This is a genomic window from Comamonas sp. B21-038 (assembly GCF_022387135.1).
In the GTDB taxonomy this organism is placed as follows: Bacteria; Pseudomonadota; Gammaproteobacteria; order Burkholderiales; family Burkholderiaceae_C; genus Comamonas; species Comamonas sediminis.
Map to the genome: position 1 here is coordinate 4709544 of NZ_CP092462.1, position 26362 is coordinate 4735905.

24 protein-coding genes are annotated in these 26362 nt (G+C 65.9%); 13 read left to right on the top strand and 11 right to left on the bottom strand.

Translation table 11 applies throughout. The features are described from left to right. The first annotated feature begins 11 nt into the window (after positions 1–11). On the top strand, positions 12–164 hold the full coding sequence (locus tag MJ205_RS21375; protein ID WP_239810282.1) for a transcription initiation factor TFIID subunit D10: 153 nt from the start codon (positions 12–14) through the stop codon (positions 162–164). Positions 165–303: 139 nt separating this feature from the next. On the opposite strand, the gene gatB is transcribed toward MJ205_RS21375, so the two are convergent. From gatB to gatC, 3 genes are all read right to left on the bottom strand, one after another. Continuing rightward, the gene (gene gatB, locus MJ205_RS21380) at positions 304–1758 is read right to left on the bottom strand and encodes an Asp-tRNA(Asn)/Glu-tRNA(Gln) amidotransferase subunit GatB (protein ID WP_239810283.1); all 1455 of its coding nucleotides are present in this window, start codon (positions 1756–1758) and stop codon (positions 304–306) included. A gap of 20 nt (positions 1759–1778) precedes the next feature. Next, positions 1779–3254: an Asp-tRNA(Asn)/Glu-tRNA(Gln) amidotransferase subunit GatA gene (gatA, locus tag MJ205_RS21385; RefSeq protein ID WP_239810284.1), complete on the bottom strand. Its 1476-nt coding sequence runs from the start codon at positions 3252–3254 to the stop codon at positions 1779–1781. A 142-nt stretch (positions 3255–3396) separates the two neighbouring features. Continuing rightward, the gene (gene gatC, locus MJ205_RS21390) at positions 3397–3696 is read right to left on the bottom strand and encodes an Asp-tRNA(Asn)/Glu-tRNA(Gln) amidotransferase subunit GatC (protein WP_239810285.1); all 300 of its coding nucleotides are present in this window, start codon (positions 3694–3696) and stop codon (positions 3397–3399) included. Between the two features lie 212 nt (positions 3697–3908). Between gatC and MJ205_RS21395 the strand changes: the two genes are divergently transcribed. From MJ205_RS21395 to mrdA, 4 genes are all read left to right on the top strand, one after another. Beyond that, a complete protein-coding gene (locus tag MJ205_RS21395; RefSeq protein ID WP_021026802.1) occupies positions 3909–4955 on the top strand; it encodes a rod shape-determining protein in 1047 nt (348 codons plus the stop codon). Between the two features lie 287 nt (positions 4956–5242). Beyond that, complete coding sequence (gene mreC / locus MJ205_RS21400; protein ID WP_239810286.1) at positions 5243–6184, top strand: rod shape-determining protein MreC; 942 nt, start codon at positions 5243–5245, stop codon at positions 6182–6184. 37 nt (positions 6185–6221) lie between these two features. Next, on the top strand, positions 6222–6740 hold the full coding sequence (gene mreD / locus MJ205_RS21405) for a rod shape-determining protein MreD (protein ID WP_239810287.1): 519 nt from the start codon (positions 6222–6224) through the stop codon (positions 6738–6740). A gap of 20 nt (positions 6741–6760) precedes the next feature. Continuing rightward, a complete protein-coding gene (mrdA, locus tag MJ205_RS21410) occupies positions 6761–8713 on the top strand; it encodes a penicillin-binding protein 2 (RefSeq protein WP_239810288.1) in 1953 nt (650 codons plus the stop codon). Positions 8714–8837: 124 nt separating this feature from the next. Here the strand turns inward: mrdA and MJ205_RS21415 are convergent, their stop codons facing one another. After that, entirely contained in the window at positions 8838–9596 is a 759-nt protein-coding gene (locus tag MJ205_RS21415; protein WP_239810289.1) for a sulfite exporter TauE/SafE family protein, read from the bottom strand. A gap of 535 nt (positions 9597–10131) precedes the next feature. Beyond that, complete coding sequence (locus MJ205_RS21420) at positions 10132–11814, bottom strand: GMC family oxidoreductase (protein ID WP_239810290.1); 1683 nt, start codon at positions 11812–11814, stop codon at positions 10132–10134. 298 nt (positions 11815–12112) lie between these two features. Here MJ205_RS21420 and MJ205_RS21425 point away from each other — a divergent pair, with 298 nt between their 5' ends. Genes MJ205_RS21425 through MJ205_RS21445 form a run of 5 tightly spaced genes read left to right on the top strand, consistent with a single transcriptional unit; the run spans position 12113 to position 16355 of the window. Continuing rightward, positions 12113–13237 (top strand): MlaE family ABC transporter permease, encoded by a 1125-nt coding sequence (locus MJ205_RS21425; RefSeq protein ID WP_239810291.1) that lies wholly within the window; start codon positions 12113–12115, stop codon positions 13235–13237. A 2-nt stretch (positions 13238–13239) separates the two neighbouring features. Then, positions 13240–14067, top strand: a complete 828-nt coding sequence (locus tag MJ205_RS21430; RefSeq protein WP_239810292.1) for an ABC transporter ATP-binding protein — start codon at positions 13240–13242, stop codon at positions 14065–14067. Between the two features lie 2 nt (positions 14068–14069). Then, complete coding sequence (locus MJ205_RS21435; protein ID WP_239810293.1) at positions 14070–15035, top strand: MlaD family protein; 966 nt, start codon at positions 14070–14072, stop codon at positions 15033–15035. A 10-nt stretch (positions 15036–15045) separates the two neighbouring features. Further along, positions 15046–15717 (top strand): ABC-type transport auxiliary lipoprotein family protein, encoded by a 672-nt coding sequence (locus tag MJ205_RS21440; protein WP_239810294.1) that lies wholly within the window; start codon positions 15046–15048, stop codon positions 15715–15717. Further along, positions 15717–16355, top strand: a complete 639-nt coding sequence (locus MJ205_RS21445) for a hypothetical protein (protein ID WP_239810295.1) — start codon at positions 15717–15719, stop codon at positions 16353–16355. The genes MJ205_RS21440 and MJ205_RS21445 overlap by 1 nt, the downstream gene beginning before the upstream one ends. A gap of 67 nt (positions 16356–16422) precedes the next feature. On the opposite strand, the gene MJ205_RS21450 is transcribed toward MJ205_RS21445, so the two are convergent. The 6 genes from MJ205_RS21450 to MJ205_RS21475 form a co-directional block, all read right to left on the bottom strand. Then, positions 16423–16620 carry a hypothetical protein gene (locus tag MJ205_RS21450; protein ID WP_239810296.1) on the bottom strand — a complete coding sequence of 66 codons (198 nt, stop codon included), beginning with the start codon at positions 16618–16620 and terminating at the stop codon, positions 16423–16425. Further along, positions 16617–18032: a cell envelope integrity protein CreD gene (gene creD, locus MJ205_RS21455; protein WP_239810297.1), complete on the bottom strand. Its 1416-nt coding sequence runs from the start codon at positions 18030–18032 to the stop codon at positions 16617–16619. Before creD ends, MJ205_RS21450 begins: the two co-directional genes overlap by 4 nt. Before the next feature lie 110 nt (positions 18033–18142). Beyond that, positions 18143–19609 carry a two-component system sensor histidine kinase CreC gene (gene creC, locus MJ205_RS21460; RefSeq protein WP_239810298.1) on the bottom strand — a complete coding sequence of 489 codons (1467 nt, stop codon included), beginning with the start codon at positions 19607–19609 and terminating at the stop codon, positions 18143–18145. Between the two features lie 9 nt (positions 19610–19618). Next, positions 19619–20335 (bottom strand): two-component system response regulator CreB, encoded by a 717-nt coding sequence (gene creB, locus MJ205_RS21465; RefSeq protein WP_239810299.1) that lies wholly within the window; start codon positions 20333–20335, stop codon positions 19619–19621. 24 nt (positions 20336–20359) lie between these two features. Further along, positions 20360–21106: an SDR family oxidoreductase gene (locus tag MJ205_RS21470; RefSeq protein WP_239810300.1), complete on the bottom strand. Its 747-nt coding sequence runs from the start codon at positions 21104–21106 to the stop codon at positions 20360–20362. 64 nt (positions 21107–21170) lie between these two features. Beyond that, entirely contained in the window at positions 21171–22046 is an 876-nt protein-coding gene (locus tag MJ205_RS21475; protein WP_239810301.1) for a helix-turn-helix transcriptional regulator, read from the bottom strand. A gap of 135 nt (positions 22047–22181) precedes the next feature. On the opposite strand from MJ205_RS21475, the gene MJ205_RS21480 reads away from it, so the two are divergent. From MJ205_RS21480 to MJ205_RS21490, 3 genes are all read left to right on the top strand, one after another. Beyond that, entirely contained in the window at positions 22182–23399 is a 1218-nt protein-coding gene (locus MJ205_RS21480; protein ID WP_230773277.1) for an MFS transporter, read from the top strand. 46 nt (positions 23400–23445) lie between these two features. Continuing rightward, positions 23446–24138 (top strand): dienelactone hydrolase family protein, encoded by a 693-nt coding sequence (locus tag MJ205_RS21485; protein WP_239810302.1) that lies wholly within the window; start codon positions 23446–23448, stop codon positions 24136–24138. A 159-nt stretch (positions 24139–24297) separates the two neighbouring features. Further along, positions 24298–26349 carry a bifunctional 2',3'-cyclic-nucleotide 2'-phosphodiesterase/3'-nucleotidase gene (locus tag MJ205_RS21490; RefSeq protein ID WP_239810303.1) on the top strand — a complete coding sequence of 684 codons (2052 nt, stop codon included), beginning with the start codon at positions 24298–24300 and terminating at the stop codon, positions 26347–26349. Positions 26350–26362: the final 13 nt, after the last annotated feature.

Here is a 26362-nt window from a genome sequence, read left to right on the forward strand (position 1 = left end):
GAGCTAACGCTATGAATCAGCCAAACAGCCAACGCCATCCCAACCAGGTGAACCAGCAGCAATCGGGCCAGAAATCCGGTTCGCAAAAAGAGCAGCAACACCAGCAGCAGTCGCCGCAGCAAAAGCAGCCTGGTCAGCAAGACCGCTCGCAGCAGCAGCGCTAAAGCCCGCGTTGGCCTAAGCCACGGGTAGCCGCCACGGCGCGGTAATCCCTAGGGCCTGCCAGCGTGCATGCCTGGCGAGCCCGTATAAAAGCCTCCATCGCTGGAGGCTTCTTGCTGTCTGGGTATTGCTGCCCCAGGGTCAGGCTAATTTGGCCTTCAGCAGTTCATTGACCTGGCCTGGGTTGGCCTTGCCCTTGGAGGCCTTCATCACCTGGCCGACCAAGGCGTTGAAGGCCTTGTCCTTGCCGGCCTTGTACTGCTCGACATTGCCGGGGTTGGCGGCGATCACCTCGTCGATGATGGCTTCGAGCGCGCCGGTGTCGTTGGATTGCTTCAGGTCCTTGGCGTCGATGACGGTGTCCACATCTGCGCCTTCACCGCTCCACAGCGCCTCGAACACCTGCTTGGCGCTGTTGTTGCTGATGACATTGCCGTGGATGCGGGCGATCAGGGTGCCCAGCTGCGCGGCGCTGACCTTGACCTGGTCCATGCCGATCTCTTCCAGGTTCAGGCGGCGCGAGATCTCGCCCATCACCCAGTTGCTGGCCAGCTTGGGCTGGCCGCTGGCCTTGGCGGCGGCTTCAAAGTAGTCGGCCATCGCCTGGCTTTGGGTCAGGGTGGTGGCGTCGTACTCGGGCAGGCCGTAGTCGGCCACAAAGCGGTCGGCGCGCTGGCGCGGCAGCTCGGGCATCTCGGCCTTGACGGCTTGCACCCAGCTGTCGGCCACCACCAGTGGCGGCAGGTCCGGATCGGGGAAGTAGCGGTAATCGGCCGCGTCTTCCTTGGTGCGCATTGCGCGGGTCTCGCCGGTGTCGGGGTTGAACAGCACGGTGGCCTGCTGGATCGCGCGGCCATCTTCGATCTCCTCGATCTGCCAGCGGATTTCGTAATCGATGGCGATCTGCATGTTCTTGAACGAGTTCAGGTTCTTGATCTCGCGGCGGGTGCCCAGCGGCTGGCCGGGCTTGCGCACCGACACGTTGGCATCGCAGCGGAACGAGCCTTCCTGCATGTTGCCGTCGCAGATGCCGATCCAGGTGACGATCTTGTGCAGTTCCTTGGCATAGGCCACGGCTTCGGCGGTGCTGCTCATGTCGGGCTCGGTGACGATCTCCAGCAGCGGCGTGCCGGCGCGGTTCAGGTCAATGCCCGATTGGCCGATGAATTCGTCGTGCACGGATTTGCCGGCGTCTTCTTCCAGATGGGCGCGCACCAGGCGCACGGTCTTTTTCTGGTCGCCGACGAAGAAGCTCACCTCACCGCCTTGCACCACCGGGATCTCGAACTGCGAGATCTGGTAACCCTTGGGCAGATCGGGGTAGAAGTAGTTCTTGCGCGCAAAGATGCTGACGGGCGCAATGGTGCTGCCCAGCGCCAGGCCGAGCTTGATCGCGCACTCGACGGCCTTCTTGTTCATCACCGGCAGGGTGCCGGGCAGGGCCAGGTCCACGGCGCAGGCCTGGGTGTTGGGCTCGGCGCCAAAGGCGGTGCTGGCGCGGCTGAAGATCTTGCTGTTGGCGGCCAACTGGGTGTGGGTTTCAAAGCCAATCACCACTTCGTAGCCGTTGATGAGCTTGACGGTTGTTTCGGTCATGTTCTGTGTTCCTCCCTGCGTTACTTCGCGATGCCGGTGGGCTGGCGCAGGTGGTGGTCGGTGGCTTGCTGCAGCTGGTGGGCCGCGTTCAGGAGCTTGGCTTCGCCAAAGTAGTTGCCGATCAGCTGCAGGCCCACGGGCATGCCGCCTTCGCCAAAGCCGGCAGGCACGCTCAGGCCGGGCAGGCCGGCCAGCGACGCAGGCAGGGTGTAGATGTCGGCCAGGTAGTTGGCAAGCGGGTCGCTCTTGCCGCCCAGCGCCCAGGCCACGGTGGGCGCAGCGGGGCCGGCGATCAGGTCGCAGTCCTTGAAGGCGGCCTGGAAGTCGTCGGCAATCATGCGGCGGATCTTTTGCGCCTGCAGGTAGTAGGCGTCGTAGTAGCCGTGCGAGAGCACATAGGCACCGGTCATGATGCGGCGCTTGACTTCGTCGCCAAAGCCTTCGGCGCGGGTCTTCTTGTACATGTCGACCAGGTCCGTGTAGTCCTTGGCGCGGTGGCCAAACTTCACGCCGTCAAAGCGCGAGAGGTTGGACGAGGCTTCGGCCGGGGCGATGATGTAGTAGACGGGGATGGACAGCTCGGTGCGCGGCAGGCTGATCGGCACCAGCTTGGCGCCCAGTTTTTCGTACTCCTTGAGGGCGGCATCGACGGCGGCGCGCACATCGCTGCTCAGGCCATCGCCAAAGAACTCGGCAGGCACGCCAATGCGCAGGCCGGCCAGCGAGTCGTTCAGGTGAGCGCTGAAGTCTTCGGCCGGGTGGTCGAGGCTGGTGGAGTCGCGGTCCAGGTCGGGGCCGCACATCTCGCTGAGCAGCAGCGCGCAGTCCTCGGCGGTGCGCGCCATCGGGCCGGCCTGGTCCAGGCTGGAGGCAAAGGCGATCATGCCGTAGCGGCTGGCGCGGCCATAAGTGGGCTTGATGCCGGTGATGCCGCAGAACGACGCGGGCTGGCGGATGGATCCGCCGGTATCGCTGCCGGTGGCTGCGGGCGCCAGGCGTGCGGCCACGGCGGCTGCCGAGCCGCCGGACGAACCGCCAGGCACGCGGCTGGTATCCCAGGGGTTGCGCACCGGGCTGATGGCGCTGTTCTCGTTGGCCGAGCCCATCGCGAACTCGTCCATGTTCAGCTTGCCCAGGGTCACGGCACCGGCAGCGGCCAGCTTGCTCACCATGGTGGCGTCAAACGGCGACTGGTAGCCGGCCAGCATCTTGCTGCCTGCGGTGGTGGGGAAGTCCTGGGTGACGAACAGGTCCTTGTGGCCAATCGGCACACCGGCCAGCTTGCCGGCCGTGCCCGCTGCAATGGCGGCATCGGCGGCACGGGCCTGAGCCAGGGTCACCTCCTCATCGATATGGACATAGGCGCCCAGGTCCTGGTGGGCCTTGGCGCGGGTGAGGAAATGTTGCGCAGCCTCGACGGAGGACACTTCGCGGCTTTTGAGCTTGGCGGCCAGCTGGGCCACGCTCAAGTCATGCAATTCGGTAGGGATGCTCATGCAAATCTCGCGATCTTGGCGATCTCGGTGAATGGGAAAGGGCGCTGCGCGCCGGTCTCAGGGCCGTGGTGCGGCCTGGTGCCGCCACCACGGCCGGGGGCCGGTTGTTGCCAGGGCCCACCAGGCCTGAAGATGCTGTGAATTACTCAATCACCTTGGGTACCAGGAAATAGCCTTTTTCCACGGCAGGGGCACTGCGCTGGTTGGCCTCCCGGTTATTGGGTTCGCTGATGACGTCATCACGCAAGCGCAGGCTGATTTCCTGGATCGCGGCCACGGGGTGTGACAGGGGCATGACACCGGAGGTATCCACAGCCTGCATCTTCTCCACAATGCCGAAAAAGTTATTCATCTGCGAGAGCATGCGCTCACTCTCGGTTCCGGATAATTCGAGCCGCGCCAGGTTGGCGATGCGGGCAATGTCATCTTTTGTCAGGGCCATAGATAGTCGTATGTAAACCAGTCGTAAAAAAACGGGGCCGGAAAGCGTTGCCCTGTAAGTTATTCACAGGGGATAGAGTATTATCCCGTCTTTGACGCAATAACGCGGCAACGTCGGTCATTGCGCATCAAAAACCCTTCTGTCATCTCACCACACACCAATGAAGGGCGATGGAGCGCCGAAGCGCGACCCATGCCCTAGAGGAAACCTGCATGTTCGGAGCGTTCCGTCGCTACTTTTCCACCGACCTGGCCATCGACCTGGGCACGGCCAACACCTTGATTTTTGCACGCGACAAGGGGATTGTGCTGGATGAACCGTCTGTCGTTGCGATTCGCCATGAAGGCGGCACCCATGGCCGCAAGGTCATCCAGGCCGTAGGCCGCGAAGCCAAGGCCATGCTGGGCAAGGTGCCTGGCAACATTGAAGCGATCCGTCCGATGAAGGACGGTGTGATTGCCGACTTCCTGATCACCGAGCAGATGATCAAGCAGTTCATCAAGATGGTGCACCCCCGCACCCTGCTCTCGCCCAGCCCCCGCATCATCATCTGCGTGCCCTGCGGCTCGACCCAGGTCGAGCGCCGTGCGATCAAGGATGCGGCGCTCAAGGCCGGCGCGACCCAGGTCGAGCTGATCGAAGAGCCGATGGCTGCCGGTATCGGCGCGGGCCTGCCGGTGTCCGAGGCTTCCGGCTCGATGGTGGTCGACATCGGTGGTGGTACCACCGAAGTGGGCGTGATCTCGCTGGGCGGCATGGTCTACAAGGGCAGTGTCCGCGTGGGTGGCGACAAGTTTGACGAATCCATCATCAATTACATCCGCCGCAACTACGGCATGATGATCGGCGAGCCCACCGCCGAGCTGATCAAGAAGAGCATTGGCTCTGCGTTCCCAGGCTCCGAAGTCAAGGAAATCGAAGTCAAGGGCCGCAACCTGTCCGAAGGCGTGCCGCGCAGCTTCACGATCAGCTCCAACGAGGTGCTGGAAGCGCTGACCGAGCCGCTCAACCAGATCGTCTCTGCGGTGAAGAACGCGCTGGAGCAAACCCCGCCCGAGTTGGGTGCCGACATTGCCGACCGGGGCATGATGCTGACCGGTGGTGGCGCCTTGCTGCGCGACCTCGACCGCCTGCTGGCCGAAGAGACCGGCCTGCCGGTGCTCGTGGCCGAGGAGCCACTGACCTGTGTGGTGCGCGGCTGCGGTATTGCACTCGACACCCTGGATCGCAAGGGTGTGACGATTTTCACCAGCGAGTAACAGAGGCACCCTTCGCGGCGGTTACGCAATAATGGCGTGCGTCAGCGGCAATGCTTGCATCGCATGCTGCAGGCCCGCCCGACGTGTATCCGGCAGCTGGGCCGCTTGCCATGTGCAGGCAGCCTTGCTGGATGCTTCGCCGCTGTGATGCGCCCGTTTCTGATTTTTCGCCTTTCTCCGATGTCCCTGCCATTGCCTTTTGTCCACCGTGCTGACCGCCGACCGGCGGACCGGCACGCGTCCGGGCCGGGCGCTGGCCACCGGGCCCGGTCCTGCTGAGGCACCGCATGGCACGCAACGTCTTCTCCGGCGGTATCCCCACTTTCCGGCCCCAGGGCCCCAGCGCCAATGTGCGTCTGGCGCTGTGCGTAGCGCTGGCGGTGTTCCTGATGGTGGCGGACGTGCGCTTCAAGCTGACCGAGCCGCTGCGCAAGGCCGTCGCCACCGTGCTTTTTCCGCTGCAGTGGGTGATGCTGCAGCCGGTGCTGCTGGCCCAGGGCGGCGCCAAGTATTTCGAAGACCTGCATACCGCCCAGGCCGCCGCCGTCACGGCCGAGAAAAACGCCATTGCACTGACGCACCGTGCCAACCTGGTCGAGACCCTGGACCACGAGAACCAGCGCCTGCGCCAGCTGCTCAATCTGGTGCCCCGCCTCAAGACCGAGGGGCGCGCCGCCCAGGTGGTATACGAGACGGCAGACGCGTTCAACCGCCGTGTGGTGATCGACAAGGGGGAGGTTGCCGGCATTGCGCGTGGCTCCCCCGTGATGGATGAGATGGGTGTGCTGGGCCAGGTAACCCGGGTGTTTCCGATGTCCGCCGAGGTAACCTTGCTGACCGACCGGGAGCAGGCCATCCCCGTGCTCAACCCGCGCACCGGCGCCCGGGCTGTCGCCTATGGCGACCCGACCAATGCCTACGGTGGCGGCATGGAGCTGCGCTTCATGCCCAGCAATGCCGATATCCAGGAAGGCGATCTGCTGACCACCAGCGGTGTGGACGGCGTCTATGCGCCCGGCCTGCCGGTGGCGCGCATCGTCAAGATCGAGCGCCGCGCGGATTCGCCGTTCTCGCGCGTCTACTGCGAGCCGCTGGCACAGATGTTCGGCACGCAGTTCGTGATGGTGATCAACCCGCTGCCCGAGGACGCGTTGCCGCCGCGCCCGCCGGCGGAGACCAAGACCCAAGAAGGTCCGGCCTCCACCCCCCGCAAGGGCAAGCGCGGATGATGCCGGCTCCGATGAACCGAACCCCAGGAATGCAGCCATGATCATGCCGCGTGGGCAGCCCTTGCTGCTCCCTGTTCCCCCAGGCTTTGTGGCGCTGACCCTGGTGCTGGCGCTGATGATCAACATGCTGCCGCTGGGCCGCGCGCTGTGGCTGCCCGACGTGCTGCTGCTGGTGCTCGTCTACTGGGGTGTGCATGAGCCCGGCAAGATCGGCATGGGCTGGGCCTTTGTGCTGGGCCTGTGCATGGATGTGCACCAGTCGTCCCTGCTGGGACTGCATGCGCTGGTGTACTCGGGCGTGCTGTATGGCGTGGCGCTGCTGCGCCAGCGCATCACCTGGCTGAGCGTGATGGCCCAGGCGGTGCAGGTGATGCCGCTGTTCCTCGCCTCCGACGTGGTGCTGATGCTGTTGCGGCTGTTGCTGCGCGGCAGTTTTCCGGGCTGGGGCTTTCTGACGCCTGGCCTGTGGTGCGTGCTGCTGTGGCCGCTGGTCAGCTGGCTGCTGCAGCTGCCCCAGCGCCAGCCGCCCGACGATGACGAAAACCGCCCCTTGTAAGCGGGGCGTTTGCGCAGACCATGACCGAGATCCAGAACTCAGACCGTGCCTTCAGCCGTTTTCGGCTGCGGGTGGTCGTCATCGGTCTGGTGGTCGTGCTGTGCTTCGGCATTCTGCTGTCACGCCTGTATGTGCTGCAGATCGAGCGCCATGATGACCTGCTGGCGCAGGCCGAGAGCAACCGCACGGCGGTGGTGCCCATCGTGCCCAACCGGGGCCAGATCTATGACCGCAATGGCGTGTTGCTGGCCACCAACTACTCGGCCTACACCTTGGAGATCACGCCCTACAAGGTGAGCGACGTGGAAGAGACCATCGATGCGCTGTCCGAGCTGATCGAGATCACGCCGCGTGACCGCCGCCGCTTCAAGCGCCTGCGTGAGGATTCGCGCAACTTCGACTCGCTGCCGATCCGCTCGCGCCTGACCGACCAGGAAGTGGCCAAGTTTGCCGCCCAGCGCTACCGCTTCCCCGGCGTCGATGTGAAGGCGCGTCTGTTTCGCTCCTACCCGATGGGGGAGACCGGTGCCCATCTGATCGGCTATATCGGCCGCATCAACCAGCGCGAGAAGGAGCGCATCGACGACTCCGACGAAGCGGCCAACTACCGGGGCACCGAATACATCGGCAAGACCGGCGTGGAGGCCAGCTACGAGAAGGAACTGCACGGCCACACCGGCGTCGAGCGCATGGAAACGTCGGCCGGCGGCCATGCAGTGCGCAAGCTCGACAGCTCTCCGGCCACCCCGGGCGAGAGCGTGGTGCTGTCGGTGGACATCAAGCTGCAGAAGATGGTCGAGGACCTGTATGGCGAGCGCCGGGGCGTGGCCATTGCGATCGACCCGCGCAGCGGCGAGCTGCTGGCCATGGTCAGCAAGCCCACCTTCGACCCCAATATCTTTGTCGAAGGCATTGACCAGGAAAGCTGGAAGGCGCTGAACGAATCCATCGACCGGCCCCTGCTCAACCGGGCGATGCGCGGCACCTACCCGACCGGCTCGACCTACAAGCCCTTCATGGGACTGGCCGGGCTGGAGACGGGCAAGCGCACCCCGTCGACCATCATCCAGGACGGCGGCAGCTGGACCTTTGGCGGCCACACCTTCCGCTCCGGCCATGCGCTGGGCCCTGTCGATCTGAACCGCGCGATCCAGCATTCGAGCAATGTCTATTTCTACACCCTGGCCAATGAAATGGGTGTGGATGCGATCCATGACTTCATGAAGCCGCTGGGCTTTGGCCAGATCACCGGTATCGACCTGCCCGGTGAAGTACGTGGCGTGCTGCCCAGCACCACCTGGAAGCGCGAAACCTACAAGCGTCCCGAGCAAAAGCGCTGGTATGCCGGTGAGACCATCTCGCTGGGCATTGGCCAGGGCTACAACAACTTCACGATTCTGCAGCTGACCCATGCGCTGGCGACGATCCTGGACAACGGCAACAGCCGGGTGCCGCATGTGGGCCGTTCGCTGATCGACCCGGTGACCGGCGAGCGCCGCCCGATCGAGCAGCCGCCGCCCGTGAACCTGGGCTACAAGCAAAGCAATATGGATGCAGTCAAGCGCGGCATGGTGTCGGTGGTGACGGGTGGCACCGGGCGCGGTTCCTTTGGCACGGCCCGCTACACGGCCGGCGGCAAGACCGGCACGGCCCAGGCCATCAGCATTGGCCAGAAGGAAAAGTACAATGCCGCGCGTCTGGCCGAGCGCCAGCGCGACCATGCGCTGTACATCGCGTTTGCACCGGCCGAAGACCCGAAGATCGCCGTCGGCGTGATCGTGGAAAACGCTGGCTTTGGCGCCGGCTCGGCTGCTCCGATTGCCCGCCGCATCATCGACTACTGGCTGCTGGGTGAATACCCCAGCGAGGCCGATATTGCCGCGATGCAGCGCGGCGATGGCCGTGCGCCGATGGGCACGCCAAGGCGCGTCGAAGATATCCAGCTGAAGCCGCAGACCGAGCCACCGCAGTAAGCCCGTGGGCCCGTGGCGGGGCAGCGCACCAGGCCACAAAAAACCGCCTCAGAACCAGGCGGTGAAGGACGAAGGGCCATGCCCGGGCAGGGCTGGCCATGCAGGCCAGCACCCAGGCCGCCGTTCAGCGCAAAAAGGCGTCGTAACCGGTCTTGAGGATCAGCGCCGCCACGACGACGATGAACATGCCGCGCACAAAGCCCGAGCCCTTTTTCAAGGCCATCCAGGTGCCCAGCATGCTGCCCAGGATGTTGGCAGCGGCCAGCGGAACCGCAAAGTGCCACCAGACATGGCCCTTGGCGGTGAACAGGATCAGCGCTGCCACATTGGTGGCGATGTTCAGGATCTTGGCACTGGCCGAAGCGTTCAGAAAGTCGTAGCCCAGCCAGCGCACCATCAAGAACACGAAGAAGCTGCCGGTGCCGGGGCCAAAGAAACCGTCGTAGAAGCCGATGGTGGCGCCAATCGCGCAGGCCACCCAGGCCTCGGCGCGGCCGCTGTAGCGCGGCGCATGGGTCTGGCCCAGCTGCTTTTTGTACAAGGTGTAGGCCAGCACGGCGATCAGGATGATCGGCAAGGCCTTGCGCAGCATGCTCGGATCGACCACGGTCACCGCCCAGGCGCCCAGCAGCGAGGCGACAAAACCTGCGCCTGCCGCCGGTGCAATGGCTGCCCAGCGCATGTCCACGCGCCTGGCGTACTGGCGCGCCGAGATCAGCGTGCCCCAGACGCCGGCGCTCTTGTTGGTGCCCAGCAAGGTGGCCGGTGGTGCAGCGGGGAAAGCGCCAAACAGTGCGGGCACCAAAATGAGGCCGCCGCCACCGACGACCGCATCCACAAAGCCCGCGAACATGGACGCGAGCGTAACGAAGATCCATTCCATGGGGCGAGATTGTCGCACCGCCAACGGGGGGCTGGCACCGTACCAGGGCGGCTAAATGCAAGGCCGCCAACGGAACAGCAGCGGTGTCGGACGGGGCAGGCGCGTGGCCTTGCCGGGTCGCGATGCAAGCCCTGGGACAGAGGAGGGATGGCGCATGGGACGCCAGAAAAACAAAAGCGCCCGAAGGGCGCTTTGAAGGAGCATCTCGTTTTTATTGATGCCTTATATAAATGTTCGAATTGTTGAGATGTCTCCTCGGTCCTCTCGCAGAGCACTGTTTCAGTGCCTCGAGTGCCTCTACTATAGGCCATCGCACCTGCATGGTGCATTGGGATTTACCCCAAAGGTAACTGATTTGGTGCAGATTGCAGGATGGCGCCACTTTTTGCCCCATTCGTGCGCCCAGCCGCCCCGGAACAGCAAAAAATGAGACAAAACTGCCGTTTCAGCGCCTGTGAACCGGTCGGTAGCCCCTCAAGGGGACGTGGTCAGCGCAGCAGCGGCCGTAACCGCGCTGAAACTCTGTAGCGCACCATCATGGCCCATGGCTGGCGCGGATCCACTCCGAAGCCCGCTCGGCCAGCATCAACGTGGGGGAGTTGGTGTTGCCACTGGTGATGGTGGGCATGGCGCCAGCGTCGACCACCCGCAGGCCGCGCACGCCGCGCACGCGCAATTCGCTGTCGAGCACGGCCATTGGGTCGTGGTCCGCACCCATCTTGGTGGTGCCCACCGGGTGGAAGATGGTGGTGGCGATATCGCCGGCCAGGCGCGCCAGGTCCTCATCGCTCTGGTACTGCGCGCCGGGCTTCCATTCCACCGGCTGGTACTTGGCCAATGCGGGCTGGGCGGCAATGTTGCGGGTCACGCGCAGGCTGTCGGCTGCCACCTGGCGGTCCTCGGCGGTGGACAGGTAGTTGGGCGCAATCGCAGGGGCGCTGCGAAAGTCTGCGCTCTTGATCTGCACGGTGCCACGGCTGGTGGGGTTGAGGTTGCAGACGCTGGCGGTGAAGGCCGGGAAGCTGTGCAGCGGCTGGCCAAAGGCATCGAGCGACAGCGGCTGCACGTGGTACTGGATGTTGGGATGGGGCTGGGTGGGGCTGCTGCGGGTGAAGGCCCCCAGTTGCGACGGTGCCATGCTCATCGGGCCGCTGCGCTTGAGCAGGTATTCCAGCCCGATCTGTGCCTTGCCCCACAGGTTGCTGGCCAGCACGTTCAACGTGGGCGCGCCATCGATCTTGAAGACCGAGCGGATCTGCAGATGGTCCTGCAGGTTGGCGCCGACGCCGGGCAGGTCATGCTGCACGGCAATGCCATGCTGCTGCAGCAACGCGCCGGGGCCAATGCCCGAGAGCTGCAGGATCTGCGGCGAGTTGATGGCGCCCGCGCTCAGCACCACCTCCTTGTCGGCCTTGACGATGGTCATCTCGGTGCCGGTCCAGACCTCCACCCCGGTGCAGGCGAGCTGGCCGTCGGCCTGGCGCTCCAGCACCAGGCGGCTGACCTGGGCATTGGTCCACATCTCGAAGTTCGAGCGCCCATAGCAGGTGGGCCGCAAAAAGGCCTTGGCGGTGTTCCAGCGCCAGCCGTTCTTCTGGTTGACCTCGAAGTAACCCACCCCTTCGTTGCTGCCCCGGTTGAAGTCATCGGTGGCGGGGATGCCGGCCTGCTGGGCCGCCTGCGCAAAGGCATCCAGAATGTCCCAGCGCAGGCGCTGTTTCTCGACCCGCCATTCGCCGGTGCTGCCAGTGCGGCGGTTGCCATGCCACTGCGCAAAGCTGGGGCTGGTCTCGCCCTCCTGGTCCAGGCGCCAATGGTCTTCATGGCGCTTGAAATAGTTGACCGTGTCGTTCCAGCGCCAGCGGGCGTCGCCGGTCAGCTCGGCCCACTGGTCGTAGTCGCGGGACTGGCCGCGCATATAGATCATGCCGTTGATGCTGGAGCAGCCGCCCAAGGTCTTGCCGCGCGGGTAGAGCAGGCTGCGGCCGTTGAGACCGGCATCGGGCTCGGTCTTGTAGAGCCAGTCGGTGCGCGGGTTGCCGATGCAGTACAAATAGCCGACGGGGATGTGGATCCAGTGGTAGTCATCGCGCCGGCCCGCCTCGATCAGCAGCACCCGGTTATGGGTCTTGGCACTGAGGCGGTTGCACAGCAGTGCGCCCGCCGTGCCTCCACCGATGACGATGTAGTCGAAACTTGTGTTGTCTCCAGATTGCATGTGCGGTCTTCTTATCAGGGGGAGCGCCGGGCGCCCACGGTCCATCGAATGAATCGGCAAGTTTGTGGTCAGTATGCCGGGCTTGCCAAGCGGGAAAACCAATGTCCTGTCACCCACCGCGCCTACTGCCGGTCCCTGGCCGCCAAGCGTGGTGTAGATGCCGCAGTGCTGCGGCTCGGCGATACCTTCCTACAGAGGCACGCGCTGTGATCGCCAGCGCGCAGGGTGCGGCTGGGTAACAGACCGGCTATAGTGCGAATGGCGTGCGCGCAGGGCGACACGCTTTGTTTTTAGACCCATGGACGATACAGCCCCTCATCTACAGCAACACCAGGACGGCACGCAGCGCTGGGCGCAGCTGCGCGGACGCTGGGGCGCGGCTGAGCTGGGCCAGCGCTCGCTGTGGCGCGATCTGCGCCGCCAGCTCGATGGCGCGGCACCGGGCAAAGAACAGGGCTGGGACCTGTCCGAGGTGCAGTGGCTGGACCATGTGGGCGCGCAGCTCTTGTGGGACCACTGGGGCCAGCAGTGGCCTGCGCAATTGCGCACCACCGATCTGCAGCGCCAGATGCTGGAGCGGGTGGCCTCGTTGACGATGGGCTGCCCGCCGGAGACCCAGGTCAACTGGTGGGGCTGGCTGATCCAGTTGGGCCTGGTGCTGCTGGGCTTCATGGCCCATGTGCGCAGCATGGTCGAGATGGTCGGGCAGTTGCTGCTGGATGTGCTGCGCCTCATCAAGAACCCGCTGCGCGGCCCCTGGCGCGATGTGTCGGGCCATTTGTATGCGATGGGCGCCACGGCGCTGCCGATCACGGCCCTGGTGGGCTTCTTGATCGGTGTGGTGCTGGCCTATCTGATGTCGCTGCAGCTGCGCCAGTTCGGTGCCGATGCCTTCATCGTCAATATTCTGGGCATCTCGCTGGTGCGCGAGCTGGGACCGCTGCTGGGTGCGATCCTGGTCGCCGGCCGCACTGGCTCGGCCATCACTGCGCAGATCGGCGTGATGCGGGTCAACGAAGAGCTCGATGCGATGCAGGTGATGGGTATTGCGCAAGGCTACCGCCTGGTGATGCCGCGTGCACTGGCGCTGGCGCTGGCGATGCCGCTGGTGTCGATGTGGACCACGGTCTGCGCGCTGGTCGGCGGCATGATGGCGGCTGATGCCGCGATGGGCGTATCGCCTGCCTATTTCCTGCAGGCGATGCCCGGCGCGGTCGATATTGCGAACCTCTACCTGGCACTGGCCAAGTCGGTCACCTTTGGCGTGGCCATTGCGCTGATTGCCTGCCATTGGGGCCTGGAGGTCGAGCCCAACACCCAGAGCCTGGGCCGGGGCACGACTTCGTCGGTGGTGATCTCGATCACCGCAGTGATCGTGCTCGATGCGATCTTTGCGATTGCATTCCGCAAGGTGGGGTTCTAGTGATGGACAAGGCGGTATCTCCCCCACCCAACGCAGTGGCCAGCGATGAGAAGGTCGTTGATATCCGCAAGCTGTGGACCGTGTTCGGCCAGGGCGAGCGGGCCTTTGCGATCCACCAGGATCTGGACATGTCCGTCTACCGGGGCGAGATCCTGACCCTGGTCGGCGGCTCGGGCACCGGCAAATCGGTGCTGTTGCGCCAGATGCTGGGGCTGCTGCAGCCCGCCAAGGGCGAGGTGCTGATCATGGGCCAGCCGGTCCGGGAGCTGAGCCTGCGGGGCGCGGCCTCGCGCATCGGCATGCTGTTCCAGCAAGGGGCGCTGTTCTCGGCTTTCAATGTGCTGGAGAACATCGCGTTTCCGCTCAGCGAGCAGGGAACCTTGCCCAAGGATGTGGTGCGTGATGCAGCCATGGTCAAGCTGCAGATGGTGGGCCTCAAGCCCGAGCATGCAACGCGGATGCCCTCCGACCTGTCGGGCGGCATGATCAAGCGCGTGGCACTGGCGCGCTCGCTGATCATGGACCCGCCGCTGCTGCTGCTCGACGAGCCCACCGCCGGGCTCGACCCCAACAGCTCGGACGAGTTCTGCGATCTGCTCAAGGACCTGCATGCCGAGCTGGGGCTGACCGTGGTCATGGTCACCCATGACCTCGATACCTTGTTTGCGCTGTCCACCCGCGTGGCAGTGCTGGCCGAAAAAAGAGTGATTGTCTCGGGCACACCGGCCGAAGTGGTGCAGTTCAAGCATCCGTTTATTGAACATTTCTTCCTGGGTGAGCGTGGACGCCGTGCAATGGCTCCGGTGGCGCTTGGTGGGGTGAAGGGATAGCTATGGAAAACAAATCACACGCACTGGCGGCTGGATTGTTTGTGGTCTTGCTCACGGCGCTGGTCATCTTCCTGAGCCTGTGGATGGGCCGTGACAACACGAACTACACGCGCTATGAACTGTCCACCCGTGAGACCGTCAGCGGCCTGCAGCCGCAGGCCGCGGTGCGCTACAAGGGCGTGGCCGTAGGCCGCGTGACCAAGATCGAGTTCGACCCGGCCAAGGACGGCACGGTGCTGATCATCATCGCGGTCAACTCGGAAGCGCCCATCACCAAAACCACCTACGCGATGCTGGGCTACCAGGGTGTCACGGGCCTGGCCCATATCCAGCTTGATGACGACAACACCGAAACCACGCCGCTGCCGCCCGGCCCCGATGGGATTCCGCGCCTGCGCGTCAAGCCTTCGCCCTTTGGCCAGATTGCCGAGCAGGGGCCAATCATCCTGCAGCAGGTGGAAGATGCGACCCGCAAGGTCAACGACCTGCTCAGCCCGGGCAACCAGCAGGTGCTGGTGGACAGCATGAAGAGCCTGGGCCAGGCGGCCCAGAGCCTGGACCAGCTGAGCAAGCGCCTGGTCGTCACCGTCGATACCAAGCTCGATCCGGCGCTCGACAGCCTGCCTGCCGTGGCCCAGGATGCGCGCAAGACGCTGGCCGGTATCCAGAAAACCTCGAACGACGTCAGCGCTGCAGTCGGCAGCCTGGCGGCCAAGGGTGGGGTTGTTGACCAGATGGGCCAGGCGGTCGAGAAGGTCAGCGACGCGGCCGACAACTTCAACCGCAGCACCCTGCCCGCCATGGGCCGTACGATGCACGATGTGGGCGCCGCCGCGCGCCGCATGGGCGATACGGCCGATGCGTTCAAGAACAACCCGCAGTCTCTGATCTATGGCAGCTCCAATGCGCTGCCAGGCCCTGGCGAGCCAGGTTTTGTAGCCCCGCCCGCCGTGGGCAGCGGCCGATAGGATGGATGCCATGATTTCTACTTCCCTGCGTCGCCGCCTGCACGGCGCTGGCCGTGCCGCCCTGGTGGTGACGGCCGTGGCGGTGCTGGCCGCTTGCTCGGCACTGCCGCAAAAGCCCCAACCGGTGGCACGCTATGACTTCGGACCGGCGCAGGCCCTGGCGGCACCGGCCACGTCTGCCGCGACGACCGAGCCCCTCGTTCTGGCCGACGTGCGCGCGGCCGGGGTACCCGATGCCAGCGCTTCCATCTACTACCGGCTGGCCTATGCGGATGCGCGCGAACTGCGGCCCTATACCCAGGCCAGCTGGGTGCTGCCGGCGATGCAGCTGATCCAGCAGCGCATGCGCGATGTGCTCAGCGGCCAGCGGGCCGTCGTGCTCGATGACGATGGCGCCACGCCGCTGCTGCGCAATACTGCGTACCCAGCGATGCTGCGCCTGGAGGTGGTCGATTTCAGCCAGGTATTTGACTCTGCCCAGTCCAGCCACGGCGTGCTGCGCATGCGCGCCACCTTGAGCGAGATCACGCCCAAGGGTGAGCGCTGGCTGGCCCAGCAGGTGTTCGATGCCCGCCAACCGGCCACCAGTGCAGATGCTGCGGGCGCTGCAGCATCGCTGGCGGCCGCCACCGACCAGGTTGCCCAGCAGCTCGATACCTGGCTGCGCCAACAGAACCGCTGATGCGCGCAGCATGGAGGCGCCCGCTGTGGCGCGCGGCGGCCGCCTGGATGCTGGGTGCCATGGCGGTGGTGCCGCTGTTGGCCGCAGAGATGGGCGACGATGCCTACCGGGAGGCGGTGGCGCAGCTCGATGCGCAGGCGGACCGGGCGCTGGCGCATTGCAAGCAGCTCGCTGGTGGCCCCAATGCCCAGCGCCGCTGCCTGCTGGAGGCAGAGACCCAGCACCAGGTCGATGCCGCTGCGCTGCAGGCGCGGCGCCACCCCAGCGGTAACAACCATTTCAAGGCGCTTGCGGCCCAGGTGGAACGGCGCCATGCGCTGGCCGCCGAGGACTGCAAGAGCCGCCATGCCGGCAACGACAAGGACAGCAAGAGCGCGCAGCAGGCATGCCTGCGTGAGGCCAAGCAAAAGCGCGCGGCCGGCATCCAGGATGCGCACCAGCAGGCGGCCAGCGAGGTTTCCATCTTCACGCCACCCAAGAGCCAGGCCGAACGCCAGCGCGAAGCCGACCTGGACACCGCCATCCGCAAGTGCGACAGCCTGCTGGGCGATGCCAATGTGCAGTGCGTGCGCGGCCTGTCTCCGGAGGCACGGTTGCGCGCGCTGAGCCGGGGCAGTGGCGCGCCGCCTGCCAAATAGGCACCCACCTTTGAAACGCAACCAGGCGGCCCGAGGGCTGCCTGGTTGCATGGGGTGGTAGCGGCGCTCAGAACCGCTGCTGGGCCAGCAGCAGCGAGCAGCGCAGCCGCAGCCACATCAGGCGCCGGGCATTGGCCTGCAGCGGCAGCTGGCTGCCACGCTCCAGCCACTGGTCACGCAGCGCACGCAACTGGCTGCGGCTCATCTGGCGCTGGGCCAGGCGCCATTGCTGGCGCTGCTTTTCCATGCGGTGGTCGGTGTTCATGCGCGCTCCTGCAGGCCTTGGGCCCAGGCCTTCGGGGCGGGCTCGGGGTTGTCGCCTTTGCCAAACGCATACCAGTCAACCTTGCGCGTGGCCACCATCACGATCGCCAGCACGGCAAACAGTGCGAGCGAGCCGACGGCCAGCGCCGTCTGCTCGAGCTGCAGCAGCACGAACAAGAGGCCATACATCACCGCAATCAGCGCCGCAAACGGCAGGCCGCGCCGCAGGCTGCCCAGGATGTGGCTGGCGTAGTAGCCCAGCAGCAGCACGCAGGCGCCGGCGCCCATCGCATAGGCCTGTGTGAAGCCCAGATGCTCGGACAGGCTGATCAACAGCAGGAAGAAAATGCACAGCGCCGAGCCCACCAGCAGGTACTGCACCGGGTGCACGCGCAGCTTCTTGAGCACCTCGAACATGGCCACGGCCACGAAGGTCAGCACAACGAACAGCACCCCGTACTTGGTGGCGCGGTCGCTCAGGCTGTAAGGGTTGACCGGGTCGATGAAGCTGGTGCCGAACTGCTCCAGGCACTGGCTTTCTTCGGCCGCATAGGCGTAGCTGGTATCGGCGATGCCCAGGCTGCACAGCGAGCGCTCCTGGACAAAAGCCTGGCGTGCCGACGAGGCCAGCGCAGGAATGCTCCAACTGGCGGTGAAGCCCTGTTCGCTGACCTCGCGGCCCAGCGGCAGGAAGTTGCCACCAAACGAGGGATGGGGCCAGTCGGCCTGCATGCTGACCTGGTTGGTGCCGCCCAGCGGCACAAAGGCCACGCGCTCGGTGCCCATCAGCTGCAGCAGCACGACCACCTCCATCGTGGCGTTGCTGTCGCTGCCGCTGGCGCCGGCAGCCAGGGTCTTGGACTGCAGGCCCCGGGGGTAGACGCTGTGGCCGGTGCCCGGCTCCAGTGGCAGTGGCTTGCCATCGACCTGCAGGGTCGCGCTGCGGATGCCGCGCGGATCGCTCAGTGGCAGGACCAGACGCGGCGCATCGCAATGGCGCACGGCGCTGCCCTCAGGCTTGCCTTGCAACTGGTTGCCCGGCGCAAAGCGCGCCACCAGCTTGTCATGCATCAGGAAGGTGTTGACCTGGTAGAGGCCACGGGCGCGGGGCTGCATCTCGGCACGTGTCTGGTGGCTGAGCTCATCGGGCAACGCGTAGCGCTGAAAGCTGACCAGCCGCGTTTCCACGCGCCCTTCACTGTCCTTGCCGCTCACCTCACGGCTGCAGCGCTGGGCCAGCACCGGGCCGAACAATGTCTGCGGACCGGCGGTGCTGTTGACCACGCTTTGTACCGCGCGGTCGCGGTTGTAGATGCGGTCGCGCACCACATCGCTGATCATCATCAGCGCCACCATCAAAAGCGCCATGGTGATGGCCAGGCTCAAGGCCTTTTGCACCAGTCTGTTTTTCATGCATTCCTCGTTGCTCTGTGTATCGGTGCGGCGAGTGTCGGCGGCCCCGGTGAGCCGAGCATGAAGTCTGTGAAGGCAGCGTGAAGTGGCGGCGATGGGCGATGAAATGCTCAGCCCTGGGCCGAGAAATCGAGGCTGGCGCGCAGGCCGGGATGGGTGTTGGCAAACTGCAGCCGGCCGCCATGCAGCAGCATGATGCGCTGCACGATGGACAGGCCCAGCCCGGTGCCGCTGCGCTCGCCATTGGGGCGCGGCGTGGTGAAGAAGCGCTCTCCCAGGCGGTGCAACAGGCTGTCGGGCACGCCCGGGCCGCTGTCCTGCACGCTCAGGCGCTGGGGCTCCAAGGTCAGCACGATCTGGCTGTGCGCCGGCGAGAAATCCAGGGCATTGGCCAGCAGGTTGCTGATGGCCAAGGTGACCAGCGCTGCATCCCAGGCGCCCTGGCTGTCGCCGCCCTGCAGCTGCAGCTGTATGCCTTTTTGTGCGGCGGTGGCCTGCAGCTGCGCGATGGCCTGCGCAGCACAGGCGCGCAGGCTGGTGGGGGTGCCTGCCTGGGCCAGCCCGTTGCGCTGCTCCAGCTGGCTCAGCTGCATCAGCTGGTCGATCAGGTTTTGCAGGCGCAGGCTTTGGTCCACCACCTGCTGGGCAAACATGGCGCGGTCGGCGGCGGGCAGATCGTCCTGCAGCAGCTCGCCTGCGCCCCGGATGGCGGCGACCGGGCTCTTGAGCTCATGCGTGAGGGCGCGCACATAGCCTTCGATGTAGTCGCGCCCTTCCAGCCGGCGGCGCATCGAATCCATGGCCTGGGCCAGGTCGCCCAGCTCGCCAGGAACATCGGGCACCTCGGGCGTCTTGTGCGGCAGCAGCTTGCCTTGCGCCTCCTGCAGGGTGGGGCCCTGCACATGCTGGGCATAGCTGCGCAGCTTGCGCACCTGCACCACCAGCCACCAGGTGATGGCAAAGCCGACGGCGGCCGACAGCAGCAGGAACAGCACGCCGCCGCGCAGCATCTTGCGCTCGCTGCTGTCGATGATGCTCTGCACCGCATTGGCCGGCTTGGAGACGGTGAGCACGCCGAGGATGGCGCCATCCCGCATGATGGGCGCGGAGACATACATGACGCTGGTGGCCTCGTCGGTGGCCACTTCGCGTGAGGTGCGGGCGCCGTACTCGCCGCGCAGGGTGAGGGCCACATTGCGCCAGCGCGCGTAGTCGGCCCCCACATCCTGGCCGGCGGAATCGAACAGCACGCGGCCCTGGCCGTTGGTGACCGTCACGCGCAGGTCCAGCGCGGCTTTGCGCGTGTCCCAGATCCACACCCGCAGCGGCTGCTCGAAGGCGGCCTGCACATGCTGGGCAAAGCGGCTGTTGCTGCTGCCGCTACCGCTGCCCAGCTTGCCATCGGCCAGGTCATCGCTGGCCTGGGCGGCCAGCAGGTAGGCGGTCTCGACCAAGGTGTCTTCGGTCACCTTGCGCACGCTGGGCTTGATCTCGGCCATGAACACGCGCAGCACAAAGAAGGCGGCCAGCCCGTTGATCAGGAAGAAGGCAAACAGCAGGCGGATCCCCAGACGCATGGCCGGTCCTCAGCTGCCGTCGCGCAGGCTGTAGCCCATGCCCCGGTGCGTGGTGATGAAGTCCTGGTCAGCGACGACGGCGCGCAGCTTGGCGCGCAGGGTCTTGATGTGGGTGTCCACCGTGCGGTCGGTGCTGTCGCTGTGCAGGCCCCAGACGGCATCGAGCAAATGGTGGCGGCTGAGGATGCGGCCCTGCGCGGCCAGCAGGCTGCTGAGCAGCTGGAATTCGCGCCGCGTCAGATCCAGCAGCACGCCTTGCAGGCGCACGCACTGGCCGGCCTCGTCCACCTGGAACGCGTTGCGGGCGGCGTGGGGCGGGGCATGGCTGGCAGTGGCTGGCGGCGGTGAAAACTGCTGGGCACGGCGCAGCAGCGCGCGGGTGCGCGCCACCAGCTCGCGCGGGCTGAAGGGCTTGCTCAGGTAGTCATCGGCGCCCAGCTCCAGGCCCAGCACGCGGTCGACCTCTTCGCCCCGGGCGCTGAGCACCAGGATGGGCGCGGGCGAGCCGGCGGTGCGCAGCTGGCGGCACCAGTCCAGGCCATTGCCATCGGGCAGGCCCACATCGAGCAGCAGCGCATCAAAGCGGCCGCTGGCCCACTGCGCGCGGGCATCGGCCATCAAGAGGCTGTGGGTGCAGCGGATGCCATCGCGCTCCAGCGCATAGCAGACGGTGCGGGCAATGGCTGGGTCGTCTTCCAGCAGCAGAACATGGGGGGTAGAGAGCATGTTGGCTTGGGTCTGAACGGCGGCCTAGCGCCCGCCACCGGCATCGATGAAGGAGCCGGTGCAGTAGCTGCTGTGCTCGGACATCAGCCAGTAGATGGCCTGCGCGATTTCGTCTGCGGTGCCGCCGCGCCCCAGCGGCACACCGGCCGACAGCCGCTGCACGCGGTCGGGCTGGCCGCCGCTGGCGTGGATGTCGGTCTCGATCAGGCCCGGGCGCACGCCGTTGACGCGGATGCCTTGCGCGGCCACTTCATGGGCCAGGCCCAGGGTCATCGTGTCGATGGCCGCCTTGGAGGCCGCATAGTCCACATACTGGTTGGCCGAGCCCAGGCAGGCGGCCCGGCTGGACACATTGACGATACTGCCACCGGCGCCCCCTTCGGCCGTGCTCATGCGGCGCACCGCTTCGCGGGCGCACAGAAAGCTGCCCAGGACATTGATGTCGAACATGCGGCGCCAGCGGGCCATGTCCATGTCCTGCAGGCGCTGGGCGCGGTCCACCACGCCCGCGTTGTTGACCAGGGCGCCCAGACGGCCCAGCTCGTTGTCGATGCGCGCAAACATCGGCAGCACCTGGGCCTCGTCGGCCACATCGGCCTGCACGGCGATGGCGCGGCGGCCCAGGGCCTGCACGGCCTGCACCACGGTCTGGGCTGCTGCTTCATTGCTGCTGTAGTTCACGGCCACATCCCAGCCATGGCGGGCGGCGAGCAGGGCGGTGGCGGCACCGATGCCACGGCTGGCACCGGTGATGAGGACGATAGAGGTCATGGCGTTGGGGCTCACAAAAGATGCACTATCTTAGGCGAGCTTGCGCCGCATGCCCATGCCGCATTCAAGGCGCAGGCAGCGCGGCCAGCCGGTCGAGCGCCTCGGCGTCCTGGTCGCTGACGGGCAGGTAGACCACCATGCGCATGCCGCTGCGCGGCGCCGACCACCAGTAGGTCTGGCGCAGATGGAGGATGCCGACCACCGGGTGGTCAAAGGTCTTTTCGTTGTTCTCCGGGCTGCGCACCTGGTAGCGCTCCCAGGCATTGCGGAAGACGGGCGAGTGCGCCAGAAAATAGTCCAGCCGCCGGGCAATCGCCGGGTCGCCGCTTTGCTGGGTGTAGGCGGCGCGGAACATCGCCACCATGCGCTCGATGCTCTGCGGCTCATGGCGCACCACGCGCTGCCACTGCGGATTGAACAGGTTCATGTGCAGGCAGTTGCGCTCCAGCGCAGGCAACCGCTGCAGCGATACGCCCATCAGCCGCTCATAGGCGGCATTGGCGTCGAGCAGGTCAAACGCGGCGCTTTGCATCTGGGCGGGGTAGGGCAGCATCTTGTCCAGCAATTGCCGGTGCAGGCAGCCCGGTGCTTCCTGCGATGCAACCGCGGGCTGGTCGAGCTTGATGCCCGCCAGCACGAGCAAGTGACGCAGCTCGTCGTCATTGCATTGCAGCGCCCGGGCGATGGCCTCCACTGCCTGGCGCGACGGCTGTACCTCACGGCCTTGCTCAAGCTTGGTGTACCAGGTCACGCCAATACCGGCGAGCTGGGCGACCTCCTCGCGCCGCAAGCCGGGCGTGCGCACGCGGCCATGGCGCGCCAGGCCCATGGCGGCGGCCGACAGGCTCTCGCGCCGGGCGCGCAGAAAGTGGCCCAGCTCCTGCGCAGGGGCAGAGGCCGCAACGGCAGGCGGGGCATGGGTGGGGGTGGCTGCAAGCATGGTCTTGGGCGGTTAGGGTAGCGGCAATGGTGCAGTGCAGTATAGGCCTTCCAAGCCTAGGCTACGTAAGATCTTGTACCAGTCTAAAAAACATAACACACTGGCGCCCTGTTTTATTTTCAGGCGCAGACTCCCATGCGAAGAATCACTGCTGACAACGCCACCTTCGGCGTTTTTCTGGCCTTCCTGCTGATCCCGCTGTCGGGCATTGGCACCGATATCTACCTGCCCTCGATGCCCGCCATGGCGCAGAGCCTGGGCGGCACCGCGTCCCAGATCCAGCTGACCTTGACCTTGTTCATCGCCGGCTATGGCCTGGGCCAGCTGGTGGTGGGCGTGCTGCTGGACCGCTTTGGCCGCTGGCGCCCCACGATGGTGGCGCTGGCGTTGTTTGCGCTGTCGAGCGCGGCCATTGCCGTCAGCGACGACATCGTCGTCATCTGCGCGCTGCGCCTGCTGCAAGGCCTGCTGGGCGCGGTGGCCGTGGTCGGCAAGCGCACCTTTTTTGTCGATGTGTTCCGGGGCCCGGCGCTGCAGCGCTACCTGACCTGGATGACCGTGGTCTGGTCGCTGGGGCCCATCTGCGCGCCCTTCATCGGCGGCTTTGTGCAGACCCACTGGGGCTGGCGTGCCAACTTTGTGGTGCTGGCCGCATTCTCGGTGGTTGCGCTGGTGCTGGAGCTGCTGGGCGGCGGCGAGACCTTGGCCCAGCCCCAGCCCATCCGGCCGCGTGAAGTGGCCAGCCGGGCCTGGGAGATCATGCGCAACCGCGCCTTTGCGCGGGGCGTGCTCTGCGTCAGCGCCGCGTATGCGATGGTGATGGGCTGGAGCATGGCCTCGCCCTTCATCGTCGAGACGGTGTACCACCGCCCACCGACCACCACGGGATCGCTGGCGCTGCTGATGGGCCTGGCCTGGATGGGGGGCGGCCTGATCGCCCGCGCAGCGATGGCGCGCTCGCTGGCGGCCAAGCACCAAGGTGCCTTGCTGGCCATGGCCGGCTTTATCGGGCTGCTGGCGCTGACGACCTGGCTGCCCGCGTCCTGGCCATCGCTGGAGGTGATGGCGGCCGTCGCCTTTTGCATCCATGTGGCGGCGGGACTGGTGTTCAATATCCACTTCGCCCATGTGCTGTCGATGTTCCCCAAACACGCTGCCTTGTCGGGCGGCATTGCCGGCGGCCTGGCCTTCTTGCTGACCTCGCTGCTCGCGTCCTTGGGCATCCACCTGGTGAACCCGCAGACGGCGTTGGGCCTGGCGGCGGTGTATGGCGGGCTGGCCTTGCTGCTGGTGGCAGCCTGGCTGACGATGCTGGCGCGTCCGGCACCGGCAGCGGCCTGCGCCACGCCATAATCAGCGAGGCCCGAATCTTGAATCTGTTGAGCAAGGAGTGATCGCGATGGGAAATTTTGTAGATCTGAAGTCGGCCGACGGCCAGGTGTTTCCGGCCTACATCGCCGAGCCAGAAGGCCAGGCGCGTGGCGCCATCGTCGTGGTGCAGGAGATCTTTGGCGTCAACTCGCACATCCGCTCGGTGGCGGACCGCATTGCGCAAAGCGGCTATGTGGCGATTGCGCCGGCCACGTTCGCCCGCATCAAGCCCGGCGTGGACCTGGGCTACAGCGATGCCGACATGCAAGCCGGCGTAGCGTTGAAGGCCGCTGCCGAAGCGCCCGCCGTGGCCCCTGGCGTGATGCTGGACCTGCAGACCGCGATTGACGAAGGCGCACGGCGCAGCGGCGGCAAGGTCGGCATCACCGGCTTTTGCTGGGGTGGCCTGCTGGCCTGGCGCGCAGCCTGCGAGCTCCAGGGGCTGTCGGCATCGGTGCCTTACTACGGCGGCGGCATGACCACTGGCGACGAGATCGCGCGCCAGCCCCGGTGCCCGGTGATGGCCCATTTTGGCGACAAGGACCACTGGATCCCGCTGGCGTCGGTGGACGCCTTCCGCACCGCCCACCCCGAGGCCGAGGTCTATGTCTACGCGGCCGACCACGGCTTCAACTGCGACCAGCGCGGCTCGTATGACGCAGCAGCATCGGCCGCCGCACGGGCCCGCAGCATGGCCTTTTTTGCCAAACATGTAGGCTGAGCGGTCACTCCCGCCCAGCGCTGCACGAAGCCTTGCAGGCTTTGAGAACCCTGTTCTCAGCCTGCAAGGCTTTGTTGCATTTTCGGGGGCCGTTCGTAACACCGTCGTCATACCGCCTGCTGATGATGCGCGCATCGCTCACTTTCAACGATAACCACGATGCGCACCCCTTTTCCCCCTGCCTGCGACTTCCGGACCGCAGCGCTCACGCTGACCACGCTGGCCGCTGCGGCCCTGCTGACGGCCTGCGGCGGTGGCGGCTCCAGCAGCCCCACATCGGCGACCGCCACCTTGGCGGTGCTCGAGACCACCGACCTGCACTTCAACATCCGCAGCTACGACTACTTCAAGCTGGCCGATGATCCCTCGTATGGCTTTGAGCGCACAGCCACGTTGATCCGCCAGGCGCGCAGCGACTTTGCCAACACCTTGCTGGTGGACAACGGCGACACCATCCAGGGCACGGCGCTGGCCGACTACGAGGCGCAGGTGGCGCCGATCGCCTGCGACCAGCAGCTGTCCATGTACAAGGCCATGGGCGTGTTCAAGTTCGATGCCGGCACCCTGGGCAACCATGAGTTCAACTACGGCCTGCCCTTTCTCAACCAGGTGCTGGGTGGCGGCCTCCAGGTCGATGGCGTCGATGCCAGCAAGAAGTGCGCAGGCCCGGGCTACCCGATGGCACTGGCCAATGTGATCAGCAGCAAAACCAATGCGCCGCTGGTGCCGCCCTATCTGGTGCTCGAGCGCGAGATCAGCGGCACCGACAGCGACGGCAAGGCCGTCAAGCTGCCGATCAAGATCGGGGTGATCGGCTTTACCACGCCCGGCATCATGGGCTGGGACAAGCGCCATCTGGAAGGCAAGGTACAGGTGACGGGTGCGGTCGAGGCCGCACAAAAGTATGTGCCTGAGCTGCGCAGCAAGGGCGCTGACGTCGTCGTGGCGCTGCTGCATGGCGGGCTCGACGCCTCGGAATACCGTGCCGACATGGAGAACCCGGGCCTGTACCTGAGCAAGGTGGCGGGCATCGACGCGATGGTGATGGGCCACCAGCACGGCGTCTTCCCCGACACGGCCGCGCAACCGGCCTTCAGCATGGCCGGAGTCGACCACCAGGCTGGCACGGTCAACGGCGTGCCGGCGGTGATGGCCAGCAGCTGGGGCAAGGCGCTGGGCGTGGTGGCGCTGTCGCTGAAGTGGGATGGCAAGGCCTGGAGTGTGGACAGGACCCAGAGCAAGTCGGCGCTGCGCAGCACGGCCACCGGCAAGGATGCCGCAGGCAAGACCACCTATGTGGCCGTTGACAGCAGCATTGCACCGGTGGTGGAGCGCCAGCACCAGGCGGCCATCAGCTATGTGAAGACGCCCGTGGGCCAGACCGACTTCCGCATGGGCACGCAGTTTGCCGATGTGGGCGACCCCGGCGCGATCCAGCTGGTCAACCAGGCGCAGCAGGACTATGTGCAGCGCTATGTGCAGGCGAATCTGCCGCAGTATGCGCAGCTGCCGGTGCTGTCGGTGAGCGCGCCTTTCAAGTCGGGCTTCCAGGGCGGTGCGGACTACACCGATGTGGCCGCCGGTCCGCTGGCGATCTACAACGCGGCCGACCTCTACCTCTACCCCAACACCGTCTATGCGGTGAAGGTGAACGGCGCGCAGATCAAGCGCTGGCTGGAGGCCGCTGCCCAGCGCTTCAACCGCATCGACCCGGCTGCGACTGCAGACCAGTGGCTGATCAGCAGCTTTCCCGGCTACAACTTCGACATGTTCACCAGCGCCGACATGCAGTACCAGATCGATGTGACCCAGCCCGTCGGCAGCCGCATCGTGGACCTGCAGTACAAGGGCGCGCCCATCGACCCGGCGCAGGACTTTGTGATCGCCACCAACAACTACCGTGCCACCAGCGGCAAGAGCTTCCTGCCCGAGCTCGACGGCCGCGCCACCATCTATGCCTCGCCCGATGCGAACCGCGATGTGGTGATCGCGTACATCAAGGACCACCCGCAGGTGACCCGTTCGGCCAATGGTGCTGCCCACAGCTGGCGCTTTGCCAAGACGCCGACGGCCGGCAAGGTGTTGTTCACGTCGGCGGCCAATGCGCTGCCGGTGGCGCAGGCAGCGGGCCTGGACCATGTCTCGCTGGACAAGGCGGATGATGGGACGGGCACGCAGCGCGCGGTCTACCGCATTGATCTGGGCCGGTAAGCCGTCCAGCAGT

Bases quoted from the DNA above. Each gene is read 5' to 3' on its own strand.
- MJ205_RS21375 (WP_239810282.1), top strand. From the start codon at position 12: ATGAATCAGCCAAACAGCCAACGCCATCCCAACCAGGTGAACCAGCAG.
- gatB (WP_239810283.1), bottom strand. From the start codon at position 1,758: ATGACCGAAACAACCGTCAAGCTCATCAACGGCTACGAAGTGGTGATT.
- gatA (WP_239810284.1), bottom strand. From the start codon at position 3,254: ATGAGCATCCCTACCGAATTGCATGACTTGAGCGTGGCCCAGCTGGCC.
- gatC (WP_239810285.1), bottom strand. From the start codon at position 3,696: ATGGCCCTGACAAAAGATGACATTGCCCGCATCGCCAACCTGGCGCGG.
- MJ205_RS21395 (WP_021026802.1), top strand. From the start codon at position 3,909: ATGTTCGGAGCGTTCCGTCGCTACTTTTCCACCGACCTGGCCATCGAC.
- mreC (WP_239810286.1), top strand. From the start codon at position 5,243: ATGGCACGCAACGTCTTCTCCGGCGGTATCCCCACTTTCCGGCCCCAG.
- mreD (WP_239810287.1), top strand. From the start codon at position 6,222: ATGATCATGCCGCGTGGGCAGCCCTTGCTGCTCCCTGTTCCCCCAGGC.
- mrdA (WP_239810288.1), top strand. From the start codon at position 6,761: ATGACCGAGATCCAGAACTCAGACCGTGCCTTCAGCCGTTTTCGGCTG.
- MJ205_RS21415 (WP_239810289.1), bottom strand. From the start codon at position 9,596: ATGGAATGGATCTTCGTTACGCTCGCGTCCATGTTCGCGGGCTTTGTG.
- MJ205_RS21420 (WP_239810290.1), bottom strand. From the start codon at position 11,814: ATGCAATCTGGAGACAACACAAGTTTCGACTACATCGTCATCGGTGGA.
- MJ205_RS21425 (WP_239810291.1), top strand. From the start codon at position 12,113: ATGGACGATACAGCCCCTCATCTACAGCAACACCAGGACGGCACGCAG.
- MJ205_RS21430 (WP_239810292.1), top strand. From the start codon at position 13,240: ATGGACAAGGCGGTATCTCCCCCACCCAACGCAGTGGCCAGCGATGAG.
- MJ205_RS21435 (WP_239810293.1), top strand. From the start codon at position 14,070: ATGGAAAACAAATCACACGCACTGGCGGCTGGATTGTTTGTGGTCTTG.
- MJ205_RS21440 (WP_239810294.1), top strand. From the start codon at position 15,046: ATGATTTCTACTTCCCTGCGTCGCCGCCTGCACGGCGCTGGCCGTGCC.
- MJ205_RS21445 (WP_239810295.1), top strand. From the start codon at position 15,717: ATGCGCGCAGCATGGAGGCGCCCGCTGTGGCGCGCGGCGGCCGCCTGG.
- MJ205_RS21450 (WP_239810296.1), bottom strand. From the start codon at position 16,620: ATGAACACCGACCACCGCATGGAAAAGCAGCGCCAGCAATGGCGCCTG.
- creD (WP_239810297.1), bottom strand. From the start codon at position 18,032: ATGAAAAACAGACTGGTGCAAAAGGCCTTGAGCCTGGCCATCACCATG.
- creC (WP_239810298.1), bottom strand. From the start codon at position 19,609: ATGCGTCTGGGGATCCGCCTGCTGTTTGCCTTCTTCCTGATCAACGGG.
- creB (WP_239810299.1), bottom strand. From the start codon at position 20,335: ATGCTCTCTACCCCCCATGTTCTGCTGCTGGAAGACGACCCAGCCATT.
- MJ205_RS21470 (WP_239810300.1), bottom strand. From the start codon at position 21,106: ATGACCTCTATCGTCCTCATCACCGGTGCCAGCCGTGGCATCGGTGCC.
- MJ205_RS21475 (WP_239810301.1), bottom strand. From the start codon at position 22,046: ATGCTTGCAGCCACCCCCACCCATGCCCCGCCTGCCGTTGCGGCCTCT.
- MJ205_RS21480 (WP_230773277.1), top strand. From the start codon at position 22,182: ATGCGAAGAATCACTGCTGACAACGCCACCTTCGGCGTTTTTCTGGCC.
- MJ205_RS21485 (WP_239810302.1), top strand. From the start codon at position 23,446: ATGGGAAATTTTGTAGATCTGAAGTCGGCCGACGGCCAGGTGTTTCCG.
- MJ205_RS21490 (WP_239810303.1), top strand. From the start codon at position 24,298: ATGCGCACCCCTTTTCCCCCTGCCTGCGACTTCCGGACCGCAGCGCTC.